At 44.4% G+C, this 20,026-nt stretch carries 15 protein-coding genes and 2 pseudogenes; 11 read left to right on the top strand and 6 right to left on the bottom strand.

Translation table 11 applies throughout. The annotated features are described in order from the left end of the window. Window positions 1–177: 177 nt before the first annotated feature. Complete coding sequence (locus PXY01_RS03560) at window positions 178–1,056, top strand: divergent polysaccharide deacetylase family protein (protein ID WP_373864270.1); 879 nt, start codon at window positions 178–180, stop codon at window positions 1,054–1,056. Here PXY01_RS03560 and PXY01_RS03555 read toward each other — a convergent pair. Beyond that, window positions 982–1,839 (bottom strand): N-acetylmuramoyl-L-alanine amidase, encoded by an 858-nt coding sequence (locus tag PXY01_RS03555; RefSeq protein ID WP_127567333.1) that lies wholly within the window; start codon window positions 1,837–1,839, stop codon window positions 982–984. The genes PXY01_RS03560 and PXY01_RS03555 overlap by 75 nt on opposite strands. Before the next feature lie 142 nt (window positions 1,840–1,981). Between PXY01_RS03555 and PXY01_RS03550 the strand changes: the two genes are divergently transcribed. Beyond that, entirely contained in the window at window positions 1,982–2,230 is a 249-nt protein-coding gene (locus PXY01_RS03550; protein WP_127567331.1) for a YqzE family protein, read from the top strand. On the opposite strand, the gene PXY01_RS03545 is transcribed toward PXY01_RS03550, so the two are convergent. From PXY01_RS03545 to PXY01_RS03535, 3 genes are all read right to left on the bottom strand, one after another. Beyond that, entirely contained in the window at window positions 2,192–3,148 is a 957-nt protein-coding gene (locus tag PXY01_RS03545) for a hypothetical protein (RefSeq protein ID WP_127567329.1), read from the bottom strand. The two genes, PXY01_RS03550 and PXY01_RS03545, sit on opposite strands and share 39 nt — an antisense overlap. A 165-nt stretch (window positions 3,149–3,313) precedes the next feature. Beyond that, window positions 3,314–4,270 (bottom strand): YqhG family protein, encoded by a 957-nt coding sequence (locus PXY01_RS03540; protein WP_127567327.1) that lies wholly within the window; start codon window positions 4,268–4,270, stop codon window positions 3,314–3,316. Then, window positions 4,267–6,096, bottom strand: a complete 1,830-nt coding sequence (locus PXY01_RS03535; RefSeq protein WP_127567325.1) for a DEAD/DEAH box helicase — start codon at window positions 6,094–6,096, stop codon at window positions 4,267–4,269. Before PXY01_RS03535 ends, PXY01_RS03540 begins: the two co-directional genes overlap by 4 nt. A gap of 324 nt (window positions 6,097–6,420) precedes the next feature. On the opposite strand from PXY01_RS03535, the gene PXY01_RS03530 reads away from it, so the two are divergent. The 3 genes from PXY01_RS03530 (at window position 6,421) to PXY01_RS03520 (ending at window position 10,127) form a co-directional block, all read left to right on the top strand. After that, window positions 6,421–9,057, top strand: coding sequence for an adenosylcobalamin-dependent ribonucleoside-diphosphate reductase (locus PXY01_RS03530; RefSeq protein ID WP_127567323.1), 2,637 nt, complete (start codon window positions 6,421–6,423; stop codon window positions 9,055–9,057). A gap of 430 nt (window positions 9,058–9,487) precedes the next feature. Further along, window positions 9,488–9,880: a hypothetical protein gene (locus tag PXY01_RS03525; RefSeq protein ID WP_127567321.1), complete on the top strand. Its 393-nt coding sequence runs from the start codon at window positions 9,488–9,490 to the stop codon at window positions 9,878–9,880. Window positions 9,881–9,926: 46 nt separating this feature from the next. Continuing rightward, the gene (locus tag PXY01_RS03520; RefSeq protein ID WP_127567319.1) at window positions 9,927–10,127 is read left to right on the top strand and encodes a hypothetical protein; all 201 of its coding nucleotides are present in this window, start codon (window positions 9,927–9,929) and stop codon (window positions 10,125–10,127) included. Window positions 10,128–10,363: 236 nt separating this feature from the next. Here the strand turns inward: PXY01_RS03520 and PXY01_RS03515 are convergent, their stop codons facing one another. Beyond that, window positions 10,364–11,131, bottom strand: coding sequence for a hypothetical protein (locus tag PXY01_RS03515; protein WP_127567317.1), 768 nt, complete (start codon window positions 11,129–11,131; stop codon window positions 10,364–10,366). Window positions 11,132–11,274: 143 nt separating this feature from the next. Between PXY01_RS03515 and PXY01_RS23245 the strand changes: the two are divergent. The 5 genes and pseudogenes from PXY01_RS23245 to PXY01_RS03495 all read left to right on the top strand — a co-directional run. After that, a pseudogene (locus PXY01_RS23245) lies at window positions 11,275–11,697 on the top strand (TniQ family protein); the annotation flags it as partial. 288 nt (window positions 11,698–11,985) lie between these two features. Then, window positions 11,986–13,023 (top strand): hypothetical protein, encoded by a 1,038-nt coding sequence (locus PXY01_RS22700; protein WP_246027779.1) that lies wholly within the window; start codon window positions 11,986–11,988, stop codon window positions 13,021–13,023. 76 nt (window positions 13,024–13,099) lie between these two features. Continuing rightward, the gene (locus PXY01_RS03505; RefSeq protein WP_127567313.1) at window positions 13,100–13,753 is read left to right on the top strand and encodes a TnsA endonuclease N-terminal domain-containing protein; all 654 of its coding nucleotides are present in this window, start codon (window positions 13,100–13,102) and stop codon (window positions 13,751–13,753) included. Window position 13,754: 1 nt separating this feature from the next. Continuing rightward, window positions 13,755–15,860: a TnsB C-terminal domain-containing protein gene (locus PXY01_RS03500; RefSeq protein WP_164744292.1), complete on the top strand. Its 2,106-nt coding sequence runs from the start codon at window positions 13,755–13,757 to the stop codon at window positions 15,858–15,860. Beyond that, on the top strand, window positions 15,857–16,900 hold the full coding sequence (locus PXY01_RS03495; protein WP_127567309.1) for a TniB family NTP-binding protein: 1,044 nt from the start codon (window positions 15,857–15,859) through the stop codon (window positions 16,898–16,900). Before PXY01_RS03500 ends, PXY01_RS03495 begins: the two co-directional genes overlap by 4 nt. 59 nt (window positions 16,901–16,959) lie before the next feature. Here PXY01_RS03495 and PXY01_RS03490 read toward each other — a convergent pair. Then, window positions 16,960–18,141 (bottom strand): annotated as a pseudogene (locus PXY01_RS03490) (IS3 family transposase). A gap of 166 nt (window positions 18,142–18,307) precedes the next feature. Between PXY01_RS03490 and PXY01_RS03485 the strand changes: the two are divergent. After that, window positions 18,308–20,008 (top strand): TniQ family protein, encoded by a 1,701-nt coding sequence (locus tag PXY01_RS03485; RefSeq protein WP_164744291.1) that lies wholly within the window; start codon window positions 18,308–18,310, stop codon window positions 20,006–20,008. Window positions 20,009–20,026: the final 18 nt, after the last annotated feature.

Below are 20,026 nucleotides of genomic sequence, written 5' to 3'. Positions count from 1 at the left end.
ATAAGACCTGAGAATATTAATTTATCATACTTGATTCATGAAAGTCAACGAGCTGCGATAAGATTGAAGGATACAGTAAATAATGGCCTGATTGAGAGAAGCAAATCGCTACATATTTTTGAAGGGGGGCACACACAATGAGAATACTTCAAATGAAGAAGGCGGTGCCCTCATTTCATGAAACAACGAAACCAATTTAAATCCTTAAGTTTGATGAGAACACGTATTACGTTACGATTAACCGCGATGACCGCAATGCTTCTTGTCCTTGTTTCTGTTCCATTGCACGCTGCTGTTGCTGCCCCGCAGTCGGAGCCGCATCCGATGCTTTCGCTGCAAACTGTTCCGCATGCCAAATCGTTTAAACGGATCGCAATTGTTATTGATGATTTTGGCAATGCGATGACAGGCACAGAAGAAATGCTAAAGCTACCATTCCCGTTCACTGTCGCGGTGATGCCGTTTATGCCATCGACGAAAGCGGACGCAGAGAATGCTCATAGGCTTGGTCATGATGTTATTGTCCATATGCCGATGGAGCCGAATAAAGGGAAGCGGGAATGGCTTGGCCCCGGCGCCATAACGACAGATTTGTCTGACGCTGAGATCCGCAAACGCGTGGAGGCAGCAATCGATAATGTGCCGTATGCCGTCGGAATGAACAATCATATGGGGTCGAAGGCAACGTCAGATGAGCGAGTCATGCGTATTGTCCTCACGGTATGTAAGGAACGGGGACTCTTCTTTCTAGACAGCCGTACATCTTATAAAACGGTCGTACCGAAGGTCGCTGCTGAAATTGGAATACCGCTGCTGAGTAATCATGTATTTCTCGATGACGTGTATTCTACTTCGCATATCTCCAAGCAGATTGGCGAAGTGTATAAGCAGCTGCAGCTGACTGAGCACTGTGTTGCGATCGGTCATGTCGGGCCTCCGGGCAAAAAGACAGCAGCCGTTCTGCTGCAATCTACACCAACGTTACGGGAGAATGCGATCATCGTGAAGCTTTCCGAGCTTATCCGGGGTCCCAGCGATGAGCAAATATTGCCGTAATGCGGCAGCGATCGATTGAGCGATCCTCGTCTGCGCAACACGATTCGTCAGCATTTCGCGATCGCCTGAATGAGAAAGGAACCCCATCTCGACAATGACAGCCGGCTCGTCAACTGTATTAAGCAGATAGTATGGCTTGGCATATCGAGGCAGCTCATTCGTTCGTTGAAGCCGGTTCAAAGCGTCCTGTATGCAGAAAGCAAGCAGGGCGCTTTCACCGTTGTTCTGGTGTAGAACGAGCGGTCCATGCTTTGAGCGGTTGTTAGCCCAGTTCACATGCAGGCTCACGAACAGGGTCGTTTCAATCTCGTCCGAAAGCTGCCGCCTCTGGGATAAGTCGCGGCGATGGCGCGAGTTGGTCCTGTGCCATCGGTTGTCATCGCTTAACGCATAGTCCCCCGTCCGGTTGAGCACCGCCCTAATCCCTTGGCTGCGAAGAAGTACATATAGCTTCTTGCCTACCTCAAGATTGATGTCCTTCTCTAGAATGTTACCGATGTTAGTACCTCCGTCTATTCCGCCATGACCGGCATCGATTAGTACGACCGCTGTTGGCAGTGCTCTTTTATAATGCGGAGGAGCATGAAGCTGTTGTTTATCCATACCAGCTTCGGCTTCAATCGCTTGATGCTTGTTGTCCGTTCCGGAAACAGCAATTGGGCGGTTGTCAGCAGATGCGAAATTCGAGTAAGGATAGGTACAAGCAGCAAGTATTAATCCGGCTATATAAGCCGACTTGACCCATTTTCTACTACACTCTTTAGATTTACTGGTCCGTTTCATTCGGCAATTCCCCCTGCAAGCACGATTCATAGTTATATCGTGGCTTGACGGATGGAAACTCATTCATGATTATTTGGCTCGAACGAAGGGCATCCTTATAAGTAAGAGATAAGATTTAGATAGAAAAGGGGAGCCGAAGAGCATGGCGGACAAAAGAGATGAACTAATCCAATATGTAGCCGGTCAAGTTGTTACCTATATTGATACGCCCTCTGAGGTGCGTAAACAGCGGCGAATCGATAAACAAGCTGCCCGTGCTGTAAGAGAGCCATGGTCGACCCGCTGGTTCGGAATTGCACCGCTGTCGCTGTCATTATGGATTCAGGGCTTGCGGCGCCGCAAGGCGCAGCAATCAGGAGGAGAGATAAAAGAGACCGAATGGGTACAATGAGGATAAGCTGATATATCGAACATGATGACTGAGCCCGCTGCCTTCTGGATCGGGCTCTTCGAGCGCCAAATATACAGCATCGTTAGACCATTGCTGGTAGCCGACAACGCCCCACATGAAAGTCGCACTATGATCGTACAGATCTGCTACATACCGAACCGGCTGATCAGATCCGATAGGCTTTAAGAGGTGGTTCGCCTGTCGTATACAAATCGGTTGGGAAGTGAGCCACGGTAGTTCGGCGTATACATCGAACGATTGCCGCAAGTGGGTCTTATAAATGTGGGAACGAGTGCCTGCGGATTCGGGAAAAGGTGAGGCTGCAGCTTGCAATACGGCTGCTGCAGCACTTGTCCATTGTCGTTCTGTCGTCGGCAATATCTCCCCGGTCGCAGCGTCTGCATACAATATGTCTCGGTCTTTCGTTTCGACACGCCATACTGCAAACAACCCATTCACATACAGACGTGAGTCTTGACCTTCAATTACGTCTTCAGCTCCTATACCGTGACGATTGAGTGATAACCGAAGCGTTTCGATATCGAACAACGGCCTTTTGCCGGTACCGTATTCCCCTAGCTCGTAGCCGCCTTTTTCTTTTGCATTGACAATCATATAGCCGACCGGTCGGCCGCCGGCCGTAATTAACACATACCAGGCATGTGTTCCTGGACCTAGCGCTTCTATTGTAAATTCGGCACCTGACCATGCTGCGAAGGGCCGCTGCTTAGCGAGCTCGTCAATCCAGATCTGCACTTGATTCGCCAGCCGTTTCTGCTCTTCTGGAGTTTGGGTAACGGAATGTGCGGGCTTCAGCGCTTTCGTCTCAGCAAAGATAGGACTATTGTTGATTGTGCCCGACATAAATGCGCAGCATGCGAACAGTACAGCGAGTTTTTTCGTTCGAAGTAACCTCATCGTGATCTCCGCCTTTCGCTCAATATGAAGCCGCTTACGTTCATTTTTATTGTAAAGGACAAGCTTCCAAGAACGTTGTTGGAAGCTGTCGCGGGAACATTCGCAGCATCGGTTCTATTTTTGCCGGAATGATGCGAACTCCGTCATCCCTCTTGGAATAAACGTTCAATCGATGCCCGCCAGGTGAAAAATGCCGCAGTTAACCGCAGACGCTGTCACTCGCGGCTCGAATTGCCAACGAATTTCGGCCTGTCTCTGATTGTATTGTTCCATAATGGACGGCTTATGTTCTTCCGTGGCAGTCTCAATCAATGGCTCGTAATAATGCTTGATACGAGCAAGCTCGTCGTCAAGCCGTTTGCTCGCCTGCACGGCCCATTCATAATCATACTGCTTCAGCTTTCGCTCCATCGTCTGCTCGATGATGGACACTGCCTTACCGAGGGAAATTCCATTTTTCGTCACATGGACGTTTGGCGGCAGCTTTGGCGTCATCTTCAGGTCAAGCAGTCGATCATGGAACTTCTCAACACATTGTCCAGTTGCCAGAGAAACACCGAAAGAGTGAAGCTCCTCACGTTTGCGGTCACAAGCGAACTCCAGCCGCAGATTGACACCGAGCCAAGCGGTGTATGGCGTAGAGTCGTAGGGCAGTGCAGGCTTGCGCTCCGGCTCTTGGAAGAGGTAGACGTAGCTTCCGCCTGCCTGGCTGGCAGCGAACAGCTGATCCAGCCTGCGAGAACCGAAGTACATTTCTTCCCGCGGCATACGAATCGTATTCATCGTTCCGTGGACGAATCCGAATGATCGGCCCAAAGCGGCTTCAGCCGCAGGGGAGAGCTTATCGGATGAATTGCCCGATTGCGCCGCCTGCTGCTTGGCTTCGTCCTCTGCTTCGATCGCATCGTATTTGGAACGGTCGGTTACGAAAAGCATGGACATCGTCTCCGGCTCTGCTCCGGTCCGATCGACGAAGCTCCAATAGTAAGGCCGGTTCGTAAGTGCACGATCGGCAGCAGGAGACAGCTTCACTTTGAAATGGGCTGGTGATTTCTCAAGTATGGTGCATCCGGTCGCTTCGAGATATCGCTGTACGAACTTGTGTACTTGCCGCTCGTTCATGGGCTCGCCTCCATTGAGATACAATCTCCGGTGCCATCAAGCAGCCTCTCCATCGCATCATTCTCACCTTGGTTCAGCACTTCTTCTGCAACCACCTCGCTGCGGATACGAACGAGTGAATCGCCAAGGGAGTTTATTTGCTGCTGTAATTCTGTACTGTCCTCCGCTTCTACGACCATGCGTGCGATCTGCTGCTCGATCGACAGATCCTGCTTCTCGAGCCGCTCGAGAATATGGTCGAGCTCGCCGATTACGAGCTCGAAGAGGTTAATTTTCTCATGCAGCAAATTGACGATATGCTCTTCAATCGTTCCAAGCGTGCAGAGATTATAAATATGAACGTCATTCTGCTGTCCGAGCCGGTGTACTCGTCCGATCCGCTGCTCGACGCGCATCGGGTTCCAAGGCAAATCGAAGTTAATCATATGGTGGCAGAACTGCAGGTTAATTCCTTCACCGCCGGCTTCGGTTGCGATCAGCACTTGAGCTCGTCCGCGGAACAGATCCATCATCCAATCCTTCTTCCCGCGGCCCATCCCGCCTCGATAAGGGACAGCGTGTAGTCCGTGTGAGCGGAAGAACTGAAGCAAATATTCTTGCGTCCCCCGGTATTCGGTAAACACGATCACTTTGTCATTGATTTCTTTGATCAGCTCAATGGCCTTCTCGGCCTTCGTATTAGACGTGATAGCGCGAATATTCTCGACCAGTCCCCAAATTTTTGGACGGAGCGGGGAATCCTCTGCCGTCTTCTTGAACAGATTGACGAGTGTTAAGAACACGGCATCGCGGCTGGAGCATACCTCCCGCTGAAGCGTAACGAGCGACAGCATGCTGGCCATGTCGGCGGCTGATTCGACGACACGTTCGCGAACGAATGATGTTACGCCGTCGTACAGCGCTTTCTCCTCAGGAGAGAGCGTAAGCGGAATGTTGCGAACGATCCGCTTCGTAAACTGGATACCGCCGTCGCTTCGGCGATTACGAATCATGACAGCAGACAGCGCCTCCTGCAGCTGATCCTCATTTTTCGGAAGCCGCTTGTCGACAACGAAGTTGGCGGCGAATTCGTTCTGGCCTCCCAACTGTCCTGGCTTCAATAGTGTAATGAGGTTGTACAGCTCGTCCAGATCGTTCTGCACCGGAGTTGCGGTAAGAAGGAGACAATATTTTTTGCTCAACTGGTTCACGAACTGGTAGTTCGTCGTTTTTTTGTTTTTCAGCTTGTGCGCCTCGTCAATGATGAGCATGTCATAATCGGTTGCTAGAAGTAGCTCTCGGTGCGGCTCGCGCTTTGCCGTATCGATCGAGGCGACAACGACGTCATACTGCCACGTATGGGCCTTCTTCTGTGCCACGGCGGAGATGCTAAATTTCTGATTCAGCTCTCTCACCCACTGAAGCACGAGTGACGCTGGAACGAGAATGAGCGCTCTTTTGACGAGCCCCCGCACCATATATTCTTTCAGAATAAGCCCGGCTTCGATCGTCTTGCCGAGTCCGACCTCGTCGGCCAGAATCGCCCGTCCGCCCATTTCGTGCAGCACTTTACTTGCTGTTGTAATCTGATGCGGCATCGGCTCGAACGACGGCAGACAGCGGAGACAGCGAAGATCGTCAAAGCTCGTTACTTGCGTGGCTTGCTCCGCTTCGACGGCAAGTTGATAGAGCGACCAGTCGTCCCAAGGACCGTTCCGGTTCAATCTAGCCTGCAGCTCGTCGAACCAGCTGCGGTCGAAACGCCATTCGACCTGCGGGTGAAGCCTGCGGGAAGCAGCGGCTGACTCAGAGCGCGGACTATGCATCGGTTGGTTCGGTTGCGACATCGATAAGCTCCTTTCCTGCCACGTAGGCGTACGTCAATATCCGTACATTTTTCATAGTATGGCCGATTGGTGTACAATTCATAAGAGCAGGTGAGAAGAGAGATGGAAAGGCGCGAAATATCGACATAGGACGAGGATGTACAAGCAATTCAAAGATTAGAGAGGGGATTGTGACGATTATAAGCGAAAACAGACAATTTCCGTTATGATGAACCATATCTAGTATAGTATAATGGTATTCGCACACTATATGTGGTGGAAAAAACATACATTATCGAGACGAACATAAGGATTGACAATATAAATGGAGAGGATGTCGGACGGATGGCAGCGACAGAGAAACGGCGGTTAGAAGGGCTTAGTGAGAAAATTTTTCTGGACCGATATGCCTGGAAGAATGCGGATACGAATGAGACGAAGGTCGGGGACGTCGTACTCGTTCTGACGAAGGACGATCCGAAATTTCCGACCAAGGAGGTCGGTGAGGTTACCGCTCGCGACGGCAGCAAGGTTGTCGTTAAGCTTCGCAGCGGTGAGACGGTCGAATCGACAATCGAGAAGTTAACGTTGACGGTGGAGAAGACACCGGAAGAGATGTGGGATCGTCTTGCAGGCGCAATGGCGTCGGTCGAGAAGGAAGAGAAGCGCGAGGAGTGGACGGAGCGCTTCCGTTATATTCTGGATGACTGGAAGCTTGTTCCTGGGGGCAGGATTGCAGCAGGAGCCGGCGCGAGCGAAGAGCTCACACTGTTCAACTGCTACGTCATTCCGTCGCCGAAAGACAGCCGCGGCGGCATTATGAACACACTCACGGAGATGACGGAAATTATGGCCCGCGGCGGCGGCGTCGGCATTAACCTGTCGTCACTTCGTCCTCGTCGCGCGATTGTAACGGGCGTGAATGGCTCGTCGAGCGGCGCCGTATCTTGGGGCGGCTTGTTCAGCTATACAACGGGGCTGATTGAGCAGGGCGGAAGCCGTCGCGGCGCTTTGATGCTGATGATTAACGATTGGCATCCGGATCTGCTCGACTTTATTACCGTTAAGCAGACGATGGGCCAAGTGACGAATGCGAATTTGTCCGTATGTGTAAGCAACGGCTTTATGAAAGCCGTCAAAGAGGATCTCGATTGGGAGCTCGTCTTCCCGGATACGAAGACGCCGGGATATGATGAGTTATGGGATGGCGACTTGGAGAAATGGCGCTCCGCCGGCTATCCGGTTATTCATTACAGCACAGTCCGTGCACGCGAAGTTTGGCACACAATTATTGAGTCAGCGTGGAAATCGGCAGAGCCGGGCGTCGTCTTCATGGAATATTATAACCAGATGTCCAACAGTTGGTATTTCAATCCGATAATTTGTACGAACCCTTGCGGCGAGCAAGGGCTGCCGGCATGGGGCGTCTGCAATCTGTCGGCGATTAACCTGTCGAAGTTCTATGATGAGGCGAAGCATGACGTGGACTGGGATGAGCTTGGCCGCGTTACGCGCTGGTCGGTGCGATTCCTTGATAACGTCATCGACAAGACGCCGTACCATTTTCCAGAGAACGAAGCGAATCAGAAGAAGGAGCGCCGTGTTGGTCTCGGTACGATGGGACTTGCGGAGCTGCTGATCAAGCTCGGCATTCGTTACGGCTCGCCGGAATCGTTGTCGTTCCTCGACAAGCTATACGGATTCATCGCACGCGAATCGTACCTGGCATCGTCAGAGATTGCGGCGGAGAAAGGCTCGTTCGAAGCGTTCGACGCAGAGCTTTATTTGCAAAGCGGGTTTATGCGTAATATGGTGGCGACGTATCCGGAAGTCGGTGACTCCATCTTGAAGAATGGGATGCGGAATGTGACGGTCATTACACAGGCACCTACGGGTAGTACAGGTACTATGGTCGGCACGTCGACTGGGATCGAGCCGTACTTTGCCTTCGAATATTTCCGTCAAAGCCGTCTCGGCTTCGATAAACAGCTCGTACCGATTGCGAAGCAGTGGCTCGACGCGCACCCAGGCCAGGAGCTGCCGGATTATTTCGTGACATCGATGAGCTTGTCTGCGCAGGATCATATCCGCGTACAAGCGGCGATTCAGCGCTGGGTCGACAGCTCGATCTCGAAGACCGCGAACGCGCCTAATGACTTCACGATCGAAGAGACGAAAGAGCTGTACGAGCTTGCGTTCGATCTTGGCTGCAAAGGCGTCACCATTTATCGTGACGGAAGCCGCGACGTGCAAGTGCTGTCCACTTCCTCTAAGGATGAGAAGAAGGAAGAGAAGGCTGCGGAGCAGGCAGAAGCTCCGGTTGCAGCATCGCAAGCGGCAGACACGGCTGCAGTTGGCCAGCTGAACCAAGCGTTGAACAGCAATGTAACGCCGAAGCAGGAGCAAGTGTTCGACAAGCAGTATAAGAGCCGTCCGCAAGTGCTGCGAGGTGCAACGTACAAAGTGAATACGCCATTCGGTATGGCGTACATTACGATTAACGACATGAACGGCACGCCTGGCGAGATTTTCTTGAACGTCGGCAAAGCCGGTTCGGACGTCTTCGCGATGGCGGAAGCGTTAGGTCGGGTCTGCTCGTTGTTCCTCCGTTACGGCGATCATGGCAACAAAGTGAAGCTGCTTGTGAAGCACTTGAAAGGCATCGGCGGCTCCGGCGCAATCGGCTTTGGCGCCAACCGCGTTGAATCGATTGCCGACGCAGTGGCGAAGGCGTTGGAGACGCATGCGGAGATGGCTGAGGAAGCGGCAGCCTCGTATACAGCGCCGGCAGTTTCGGCTGCATCGACACCGGCGCCAGCACCAGCTGCGATTCCAGCTGCTCCAGAGCGCGGCGAGGGCACGCTCAAGTATGCAGGCCAATCGAGCTCGTTCGACCTGTGTACGTCATGCGGATCGGCCACGCTTATGAACGTGGAAGGCTGCAAAACATGCAGCAACTGTGGATACAGCCGTTGTAATTAATAGGTAGTAGCAAAGAGGGGGACCTTTGTGATGGATCATGAAAGCTGCTAAAATGGCTATAACTGATGACAAAAGTGGCTCATGTAAAACGATAAAAAATTGTTTTATTCATCGATTTGAATAAATATTCTAACGATCAATGTTTATGCATTTTATTGGATAAATATGCGAGATAGAACATTGACTCTGTAGTGTTTGGTTGAATTTGTTGGCTTATGGTAAAATAAATATGTGACTAAGCGTGGTCACGGAAACAAGCGATTTTCGAGAAGGCGGCTAAACCTTTATCTCGAATTAATCGCTTGTTTTGTTATAATTGTGATGAGGGAAATAAGGGAAAGCTACGGGTTCAATATTGACGGTCCTCGTACAAATGTTATTGGAACTAAAGCATAAATAAGAAATCTAAAGGTATTGGGTGTGAAAGAACTTGTCCTTGCTAAATGATTCCGAAAAAGTAAAGTTTTTAATCGATGTTTTGGATCGTCATATTGATAAACTTTCAGGTGAAACCACACTTGCAAATTATCTTGCATCTATACGCGGATTTTTAAAGACTGAAGATCCAAATCTTCAAAAAGTGGCTTTTTCAAATAGCGAATTGTTTGTAGACAATCTAGCCTATAAGTTAAATAGCCAGATTTCTTATAAACAGTCGATTGGATCATTAATTGCTGCTCTCGATAAAGTTGGTTATGCTGATTCAATGGATGCTGCTGCACTCATTCTTGAGTTTGAGGAGCTTTTGAATCAAATGCCAACGGAAGAAGCTGAAACTATATATAAGGAACGTTGGGTAGATAATAAAAGTGGGCTGGACTGAAGATATGCTAACCTATAAATTTGATGGGTTGAGGTAATATTTTGATATGAACGAGAAACAATCGATTGATTATCTGATTGAATATTTGGAATCTTATCTGATGGAACTAGGTCATGAACTTCAGAGTGATCCGGAAAACCTATTTCTTCAAGGGAAAGTACACGGAATTCAGCATGCCTTAAGATATGTAAGGATGCATGGGTATGCGGGCAAAAATAGCCATCAAATTGATATTGAAATTGATTGATCCTGCAATGGTTTTCGAGTTAGGTCTTATTAATCGATGACAGCATCTCGAAGGTGATGCAATAAGAGGTCGCAGAACTTAATCCGGTTAATGGTGACATTTAGCCAAAATTAAAGAGAAGTTTCTGACTGCAGTAGAAGCAGCGGCAGCCAAAAACTTCGCTAATTTTACTTGCTGATTATTTCCCTGGATGACGCGCTATTCCATTTTCAACACTATTAATAAAAATTAGTTTTTCACTCCCCAAACTCCTCTTTTTTATAACTACGTAAAGATTCCAGGCATTTTTTTAGATACCTTCCCTCAGCTCTAGAAACGATCTCTCTTTCCCCATCCAAAAATAAAATTGATAGGTTAAGATTTTTTGCCGTTTCTATGAGTTCATTTTGATAATCTAGGTCACTCTGGTCTTCTTCTGATTTAGAAGGACGTGAACGAAGAAGATGATTGTTTCTAATGTTATATAGATCTTTTTGCGAATTCATTAAAAATTCTATAATCACTGGAATAAGTTTAAGTTTTCCTTTATGGTCTAGTTCTTCTTTAAGAATAATATCAAGAAAATCAAGCATTAAAGTCTGAGAACCAGATGGAATTTCATTCAAATTTAACTGATCAAATACGCAAAATGGTCTTAATTGATCAATTTCAAACCGGCGGAGCCTATCAATGATAGCAGCTAGCTGTGGGCTGGATGAATGAAGAAAAATACTCTTTAACGTTTCATCTACCATACAGTCCAGTTGCTCGAAGGTTTCCCTTACTTCATCGGGAGCTTTATCTAAGTAACTAGCAAAAATAAGCTTTTCAGGATTACCATTCAGGACTTTAGCCAAAGCTCGGGATATACTTTCGGATGCAGGGGGTTTAGCCCCTGTTTTTATTTTACTTATATAAGAACTGTCGACACTCAGACCATTTTCTAAAAGCTTATTACTGATTTCCTTTAGAGTCATTCCAGAATCATCAATGTATTGGCTTAAAAGCTTTGCGTAATATTTCAAGTAGTGCACCTCCTTATTGACTAATTGTGCACCAAAATGCCTATTTAGTCAAAATAATATTGACAATGAATTTTTTGTCGGATAATATAGAACAAAAAATGACTATAAAGTCATCAAAAATAAAATATTGACTATTTGGTCAAATGAATGAGGTGATCACACTGGGAAATGTATTAATTAAGAGAGTAGTCCCTTATGCTGACGAGAGCATAAGGGGGTACATGATTCGATTATCTCAAGCTAACAGAACAACACCAAGAAAATTATATAAACTGTCATCATTAATTGCCGGAGTTGATCCAAGGAGTTTATTAATGGTCACTGGGAAGGTGGACATATCAAAACTGTGCGAGTTGACCAAAATAGATGAGCATTGTCTTTTAAGTTCTACTTTTTTTTATCAAATGGGGATGTATGGAAGTGAAGATGAAAAAATACTTAGACATATCAGTTCGTTCGGAATGTGCCCAACCGGATATTGTCAGGTATGTCCAGTTTGTCTTATTGAACAACCCTACCATCGAAAAGTTTGGGAAATCAAAGTCATTACGACTTGCCATATTCATCAATGTAAATTGGTATTCTACTGCCCTAAATGCAAACTATATATTTCACCGATACGTCGCTTTCTTACTCACTGTAATTGTGGATTTGATTTACGGAGATGCAACATAGAAAAAGTTCCTAATTCCGAGACGCTTTTATCAAAGTGGATTAATGAAAAATTATTAAATATTCGATCTTCGTATTCTTTTTCATCGAAAGAAATCCAAGAACTTAGCTTACGTCATTTTCTATACCTACATATACTGTTTTGTTATTACTACGTCCAAATTAAATCATCCCAGGTGAAGGTGAGTTATTCCAAGGTTTATAAACCAAATTATCTTCATGAAACTACGACTAGAACATTCCAAATGTTTGCTGATTGGCCTCGTTCATTTCATAGTTTTATCGATAATTATCGTACTGTTCCGAAATCGTACAAAGATTATGAAATATTAAAAGAATTTGGTTCGTTTCATTATCATCTACTCAGACATTTAGGATCAGCGGAATATTCGTTTGTATCAAAATCATTTCTCGATTATTGCGACGTAAAATCTGCAGAAGCCCCTTTCTTAAAAAAATTGAAGAAGAAAATAGAAATGAAGTTATCCCAGACTGAGAAGAATATTAAAGTTAACCCAGTAAATGATAATTACGTTGATATGAAAACTGCAGTAAAAATTTTAGGAATATCGGAGTATATTATCGAAGATTTAATAGAGCTAGGGAAAATTTATATGGTACAGGGAAAAAAAGGGGTGCGTTATTGTGCTCTGGAAAGTATAAAAAAAATACAAAAGGTCTATCTTGATGATGTTCCATTGCATACGGATATAAAAGAAACAGTAGATTTTGAACATATTCAAACAGTGTTAAATCGAAAAATACGAATAAGTGAGTTTATTGTTGCGCTGTTAGATAGGAAAATTAAGCCGTGTGGAATGGTCGAAGAAAAAACAGGCTTGAACCGTTTGATTTTCCGAATATCGGAAGTTAAGGAGCTTCCTAAAGAAATAGGCTTAACTATACAAGAAGCAGCTGAACTTATGATGGTAAAAAATCAAGCTCTGTCATCATGGATAAGTAAGGGATTTCTTCGGACTACAAGGAAAAAACTTGCAATAACCAAAGGACTCTACGATCAGTTCGTTTCGCAGTATATTCCATTAACATCATTGGTAAAACTACATCCGAAAATTCGAAGTAGCAAGCGATTATTGGAGTGGTTGGATGATAGGGGGATTCAACCAATTTCAGGTCCAAGTGTTGATGGTGCAATTGCTTATTTATACCTAAAAACTCCAATGTTAATGCGTGTTATGGGTTTAAATACATGGGAATAAATTATTGTGACCAAGAGTAATAGGTTTATAGATTACTAGAATTGGACAAGCTAAGTACTGAGGGGGGAGTAAAGTCATGAAAAAACGGTCAGCCAGACGCATAAAACCTGTAAAAGGTCGGCATTTTCGTTGGAAGGTTCCGCTCTTGAAGAACAATAAAATGATTCATTGTGAAAGTCGGTTGGAACGTCATTTTGTTCGTTTGCTTGACTTCGATCGAGAAGTGATCGAAGTGGAGTCACAACCGGTTTGTCTCTTATATGAATACAAGGGAAGGGAACGAAAGTATTATCCGGATTTCAAAGTCATAACAAGTGACGGTCGTGTCCGGATCGTGGAAGTAAAGGCCAAGTCTAAGACGCAAAATCCGGAAATTATCATCAAATTTATTATCGGTCGCATGTATTGCGAATCACAGGGTTGGGATTATCAAATCGTAACCGAAGAGCAAATATTTCAAGGTCATTTGCAAGAGAATTTGGACAAGCTTCGGGCGATGGGGTATGAATGGACAGAATTCAACGACCTTGTTTATGTGCTCCATACTCTTCAAAACACAGGTGCCTCAACTATTGAAATGCTAAGGTCAAATTGTTCTGATCTAGACGAATCGACTTTTTACAAATGCGTTTATAAATTGATTTACCACCAAAAGGTTTATGCAGATTTATTTGCTTCGGAATTAAATGAACAGACGATTGTGTCCATCCAATACGGAGAGGAGAATTGATATGCAGGGATTTGCTTTCTTACCGGGTCTAAGGTTTCGATGGAAGGAGCAAGAGTTTCTTATCCGAAAGTATTTGGACCATGACGAAGTGGAAGTAACCAATTTATCGTACGACCTGGTTGAAGTTTATTCTGTTAACGAATTACTCGAAGCTTGGAATGACGAACGCTTAATTGTGAAACGAGATTTTATTGAAGAAAAAGCCGAAGTCTCGCAACATGATGTTGACTTGTTTAGTGATGACGAGCGGAACATCATCAATAAGAGATATCAGATACTGGAGCCCATTTTGATGGGACAAATTAAGCCCGCAAATTATAAAACCTACATTGAGTCACTTTCAGATGACTTGAGACAGTATATTTCCTCGGTTTCCACATTGTATAGATGGAAAAAACGCTGGGACGAAACTCATGACAAACGTAGTCTGCTGCCGCGTAACGATCTAAAAGGTACTAAAGAATTTAAGATTCCAATTGAAATACAAAAAATCATCGAGAAACTTGTGGAAAAATACGACAAAGAGGGACTGGATGTTTCAAACCGAAGAATTCATATTGAAATGAAGGCGGAACTGAAAAAGCTAAATGAAACACGTCCTGAAGAGGGAAAAATACATCCTTGCGGAAGAGCGACGACTAACCGGGTAATTCAACATCTACGAAAGACATATTTGAAGGATCGCGCTCGATTCGGTACTGTTCAAGCTAATTTAAATAAATACGGTGCTACAACAGAAGTTTATGTAGAAAGGCCACTTCAAAGGGTAGAAATTGACTGGACCCCGCTTGATCTATTTGTAGTTGATACACTGAATTCCAAGAAGGAACGATTCCACTTAATCCATGCTGTTGACAAGGCAACGGGTTATGGGCTTGGATATGAACTCTGGCTTGGGGAGCCAAACGCTAAAGCGATTAAACAATGCTTGCTTCACGCTATGCTGCCTAAAACACATATTCGCAAGTTGTATCCAAGACTTCAACACGATTGGACGGCATTTGGCAAACCTGAAGTGATCGTTGTGGATAACGCCAAGGTACATGATGCTGAGGATTTAGAGGAGTTCCTCAGTTTAATCGGTATTGAAGTTCAGTTCTGCCCAGTTAAAGCCGGTCACTACAAAGGTACAATTGAGCGCATGTTCAGAACAATGAACGAAAAATTGTTCCACAGCGTCCCAGGAACCAGTTTTTCTGATCCCAAGATGCGCGCTCTGTACGACTCCACTGGTAAAGCTTGTCTGACATTAAAGGCATTACATGAAATAGTGCATATTCTCATAGTGGATCTTATTGCTAATGATTATAACATTTCTCGCGGGGGAACACCGGCTTTCTTGTGGGAACAAGGAATAAAAGACTGGAAAGTTCATCGAACATTGCCTATGCAAAAGAAGGATCTCATCATGCTTTTATCCACGGGCATTGAATACCGAAAAATAACGAACAAAGGTATTGAACTCCAAGGTCAGTTTTTCCAAAGTACAGCCTTAATGCAATTGCTGGATAAGATGAAACGCAAAAAACAGGACAAAAACGTTAGAGTCCGATTTAACCCCTCAGATATGCGCACGATTTATGTTCTTGATGAAGATCTTGAACAATATATCGAGGCATATCCCGTACGAAACAGTTTGCGAAAGAAAAATATCGATGAGAATCTTCCGGTCCATTGGGCACAACTGAAATATCATAATCATCGGAAAAATAAAGAGTACAACGAATTTGACACCTCACATTTGGCGTATGCTTATCAGAACGTGGAGGATATCGTCAGCAACAGTCGAAAAGAAATTGTGCAACTTGAGAAGCTGCCTGATGATCTAAGGGCTGTCGAGCATTACAAGCATCTATCTTCTATCCAACTGTTGCATGAAGCCCAGATTGCACCGGAACGGCTAGAATCATTGATTTTCAAAGGGGAGCTATCTTTAACTCCAGAGTCTCAGCACGATAGTAAGTCAAAATCAAGTGCAGAACCCCTAGAGCGATATTTTGATACCGAAACTGAAGAGGAAACAGAAGATTTACCGCTCTTACTTTTCGATGATGAGTTGGACGAAGATTGGGGAGTTACGTATCGTAGCAGAGGAGGAGAAAAATGAAACCTTCAATATTTGGTTCACTCAATGGGAAAGCATTAAATTACCGTGACCATGAATATACGAAAAGGGTAGAGCACGTTAAGAAAATCATTGTTACACATCCGCAATATCAAGAAGTATATGAAGAACTCGAGGAAATACACATCACCTCGAAGGGCTCTGTACAAGCTTCTCAGCTTAATATTTGCGGGCGAACCGGAGCCGGAAAAACGACAATTGTGACAAAATACGTCGAACAATTTCCCAGAAGACTAACGGATACCGGGACTATCATTCCCGTTTTATATGTTAAGGTCCCGCCTCGCTTAAAAACTCCAAAAGCGCTAGCTTCCAAGATTCTGGGACAAATGGGAGATTTGTTTGCAAACTCTGGTACCGACGAAGAACTGGGTAGACGAATTGTACAATTTGTACATGATTGTCAGACGGAAATGATTATCCTTGATGAATTTCAACATCTGATCGATAGGGACACCCAAAACGTTCTAGCTACAGCCTCCGACTGGCTCAAATTACTTACGGAGGAGCTGAATATCCCGGTTATTCTTTGTGGTCTCCCGGAATCGGAAGCAATCTTTGAATATAATGAGCAGATTGACGGGAGATATCCGAGAAGAATTATCCTTGAACCATTCGGATTTGAAGATCAAGCGCAACAGAAAAAATTTCGAATGTTTCTGAAAAAACTGGACGAGGAGTTGCCGTTATCGGAATATTCGAATCTTAGTGATCCCGTGTTAGCATCTAAAATTCACTATGTAACCGAAGGAGTCCCACGCTACATCAAGGATTTATTAATTGAGGCGACAAAGCTTTCATTAAAACGGGGTCTGGATTACATCAATGAAGACTCTCTTCACGATGCCTTTCATAGGCTAACTCGATCTAATCAAAGGTATGCGGTAAATCCTTTTGGGGATGATCGGTTTAATTATTTTGAAGCTGTTGAAATTAAAAGAAGAAAAGAAGAAGCACTTGTCAGAGAGCAAAACCAAAAACAAAAATCGAAGACAAAAAGACAAACAAGAAAATCATCATAATTGAAGACAAGTTCGATGGTCATACCCCCGTCAAGTAGACAGTGAAAAAAGACGTTGAATTAAGCGGCGATCGCTTTCCGATACTCCATCGGAGAGAGGTCGCCGAGTCTTTTCTGAAAACGATGGTTGTTGTAATATTCGATATACTCAGCGATTAACTTACGAGCATGAGCTATGTCTTTTGGTTTATCTAAGTATAATTTCTCCGTTTTTAAATGCGAAAAGAATGACTCGACACATGCGTTGTCAAAGCAGTTGCCACGCATGGAATGGCTTCCAGTAAAACCTTTTTCCTCGAGGAGATTGCCGTATGCTCTCGCTGTATATTGGAATCCTTGATCTGAATGCAATATAGCACCTGTGTCATCTAGCTGTTTCACAGTATCCAACACAAGTTGAAGGTCGTTTCGTTCAGAAACTTCCCATGCCGCTAATTCGTTATTACAAAGATCTAAAACAACCGATAAATAAATGAAATCATGACCTACACGTACGTAGGTAATGTCAGTCACTAGCTTCTTCCCGATCGCTTCCGCAGTAAATTGACGATTAAGTACATTGTCGAACACTATAGACGGTTTATGACCAGCAAATGGCCGTTTCTTGCGAATGACTGATTGAATGCCAAGTTCACGCATTAAACGCCGTACTTTCTTGGTGTTAATCGGGAAACCTTCTTTACGTAAAGCAACGCATTCGCTTGTAGCCGAAATAAGGCCGAACGCGGTGTATGGCCAGGATATGTTCCTTAAGATCCGCATCCTGCTCCATACGGGCTTCCCGGGCTTTTTCGTCTGATTTCCACTTGTAGTATCCTGCTCTAGATACCTCGGCGATTTTGCACAGCATGACTACAGAATATTGTTGAATCATTTTTTCGATGGTCCTGAACCGGGCTTGCTTATCCAACTTCCCTCCCCGTGCAGATTCGGATTGAGCTTTTTTAGGTATTCTACCTGTGCCTTTAGATACTCATTTTCTTCTTCAACGCTGCTGAAATGTTTCTTAATCCAGCGGCCACGGTAATCTTCGAAAGATTCACCGTTCTGATTTTTAGTAACCCAATTGCGAATCTGAAACTTACTTTTGATGCCAAACTTTTTCATTATAGTGGGGTAACTCCATTGTTCTTCTAAACGCAAACGGACAGCTTCCCTTTTCGTCTCCTCGTCATATCGATTAAATTTCTGACCCTTCTTTGGCGGCACAAAAATCCCCTCCGGCAGACAGTGTGAACTCATGATAACATGGGTTCTTTTTTTACTGTCTACCGTGAGGGGATAATACCACGAACACCTCTTGGCGCAGGTGTTTTTTTATTTTTATAATTGAAGGTCATTTCTTCAATTAAGAATAGTATCGCGGCAACACGGGAATACTAGTTTCATAGAATGGAGATGAATGAACATGTTTATTAACAGGCCGGAACGTTATCACGATGAGAGCTTATCGAGTTATTTATTCAGAGTAGCCAGAGCCAACTATAGACCGATTGGTGTATTAACGACATCCTTTAAAATTACAAGAGCGGAATGGCTAAGAAATACGTTTTCGGACGAACAGATCACAAAAATCTCCTCACATTTAAATCAACCCAAAAGCAATCTGTCTCAGGGAACATACCATATTTATCAAAATGTATTGGATGAAAATATGGATTCCTATTTATTAAAAAATCGTATGAAGTATTGTCCTGATTGTTTAAGAGAAAAAGCATATCATCGCACGATGTGGGGACTTAAACCGATAACGATCTGTTTACGGCACGAATCCAGATTGATCGACACTTGTGCCCATTGTAACACACCGATTATCATGGATCAATTTATGAACGGCTTATGCAAGCGGTGTGGCTACCGTTATTATCAAACGGAATCGATATTGATTCCTTCCGACTCGATTGAGTATGAATTTCAAAGTGAATTTCAATCAGCTCTATTTAAAGACGGGGATATGTTCCAAAACCTTGGTGGCTTAAACGCAAAGCAATTCTTGCAATTAGCTCATCACTCATTTTACTTGTTGGAAGGATTGACTTCATTTCTTGATGAGCCCAACAAACAAATTCGAATTTTCCATAATCGCCGCGGTGGAATTGAACTTAACGAATCGTTAGCAGAAGCGTACAATCATGTTTACTGGATATATCGTGATTTTCCGCACCGGTTTCATCTTATCTTAACCGAGTTTTTGAAGAAACCCAGAAGGAAGATATATGGACAAAAGAAAGCGTTTGAAGATTTATTTCTTATTGATGGTTTCGATATAATCAAAAACGAGTATGAGCAATTTTGGATCGAGCAGCTGGAGAGCGGTGTTGTTCGAAAAGACCTTTCAATATTCAAACATAATCAGGAACTATTGCACAAAGTGAACTATTTTCGGAAAGAAGAGGTTAAGCAGCTAATTGGAATATCGTATCCGAAGTTAGAGTCTCTCCATGAATCCGGCTTAGTTGAAATGAGATCACGTAATAATGGAAAAACAAAACAACACTTCGTTGATAAATCATCACTAGTTCATCTACTTGATGAGAAGCAAAATTACATTAATAAAAAGGAAGCGGCACGAATACTCGGAATCCAAAGAGATTCCGTATCTCAACTGGTAAAGCCAGGGTTATTGAACGAAGTGGAAATTGGTTTGAGTCGATATAAGCTTATACTGCTTGAGGAAGTTTTGAGGTTGTTGGAAAGATCAAGGGGGATACTAAACACAAATGTAGAAGGGATAACATTTCACCAGGCGCTTATTAAGTACTCTGTAAATGGTTTAACGATTTCCAGACTTCTGAAATTTATACATCAAAAAGTCCTACAACCTCAATTGGCGGTTTTAAACGGAAATCTATCGGACATTTGGTTTTGGGGTGAAGAGATGCAACGATGTATTGAAGTATTAAAAATCGAAAAGCAAAACACGGATGGGATGTATATGCAAGACGTCATGCAGCAATTGAAAATAGGTGAAAAAAAGATGAAAACATTAATGGAAACTGATCAGTTAATACCGGATCGGGTGATTGTTTGGAAAGATGGCCGGAGACGATATTTGTTCAACCGGGGAAGTGTAGAAGAATATAAAATGAGACTAGCCAAATATCAGTAACAATTTTCTTTTAACTGC

This window comes from Paenibacillus xylaniclasticus, assembly GCF_004001065.1.
Lineage (GTDB): Bacteria > Bacillota > Bacilli > Paenibacillales > Paenibacillaceae > Paenibacillus_T > Paenibacillus_T xylaniclasticus.
The sequence above is the reverse complement of the archived record's forward strand: the minus strand, read 5'-3'. Positions and strand labels throughout refer to the sequence as shown.

Coding starts and splice junctions, on each gene's coding strand:
- PXY01_RS03530 (WP_127567323.1), top strand. CDS start 6,421: ATGGCAGCGACAGAGAAACGGCGGTTAGAAGGGCTTAGTGAGAAAATT.
- PXY01_RS03485 (WP_164744291.1), top strand. CDS start 18,308: ATGTTTATTAACAGGCCGGAACGTTATCACGATGAGAGCTTATCGAGT.
- PXY01_RS03550 (WP_127567331.1), top strand. CDS start 1,982: ATGGCGGACAAAAGAGATGAACTAATCCAATATGTAGCCGGTCAAGTT.
- PXY01_RS03520 (WP_127567319.1), top strand. CDS start 9,927: ATGAACGAGAAACAATCGATTGATTATCTGATTGAATATTTGGAATCT.
- PXY01_RS03505 (WP_127567313.1), top strand. CDS start 13,100: ATGAAAAAACGGTCAGCCAGACGCATAAAACCTGTAAAAGGTCGGCAT.
- PXY01_RS03560 (WP_373864270.1), top strand. CDS start 178: ATGAAACAACGAAACCAATTTAAATCCTTAAGTTTGATGAGAACACGT.
- PXY01_RS03535 (WP_127567325.1), bottom strand. CDS start 6,096: ATGTCGCAACCGAACCAACCGATGCATAGTCCGCGCTCTGAGTCAGCC.
- PXY01_RS03555 (WP_127567333.1), bottom strand. CDS start 1,839: ATGAAACGGACCAGTAAATCTAAAGAGTGTAGTAGAAAATGGGTCAAG.
- PXY01_RS03545 (WP_127567329.1), bottom strand. CDS start 3,148: ATGAGGTTACTTCGAACGAAAAAACTCGCTGTACTGTTCGCATGCTGC.
- PXY01_RS03500 (WP_164744292.1), top strand. CDS start 13,755: ATGCAGGGATTTGCTTTCTTACCGGGTCTAAGGTTTCGATGGAAGGAG.
- PXY01_RS03540 (WP_127567327.1), bottom strand. CDS start 4,270: ATGAACGAGCGGCAAGTACACAAGTTCGTACAGCGATATCTCGAAGCG.
- PXY01_RS03495 (WP_127567309.1), top strand. CDS start 15,857: ATGAAACCTTCAATATTTGGTTCACTCAATGGGAAAGCATTAAATTAC.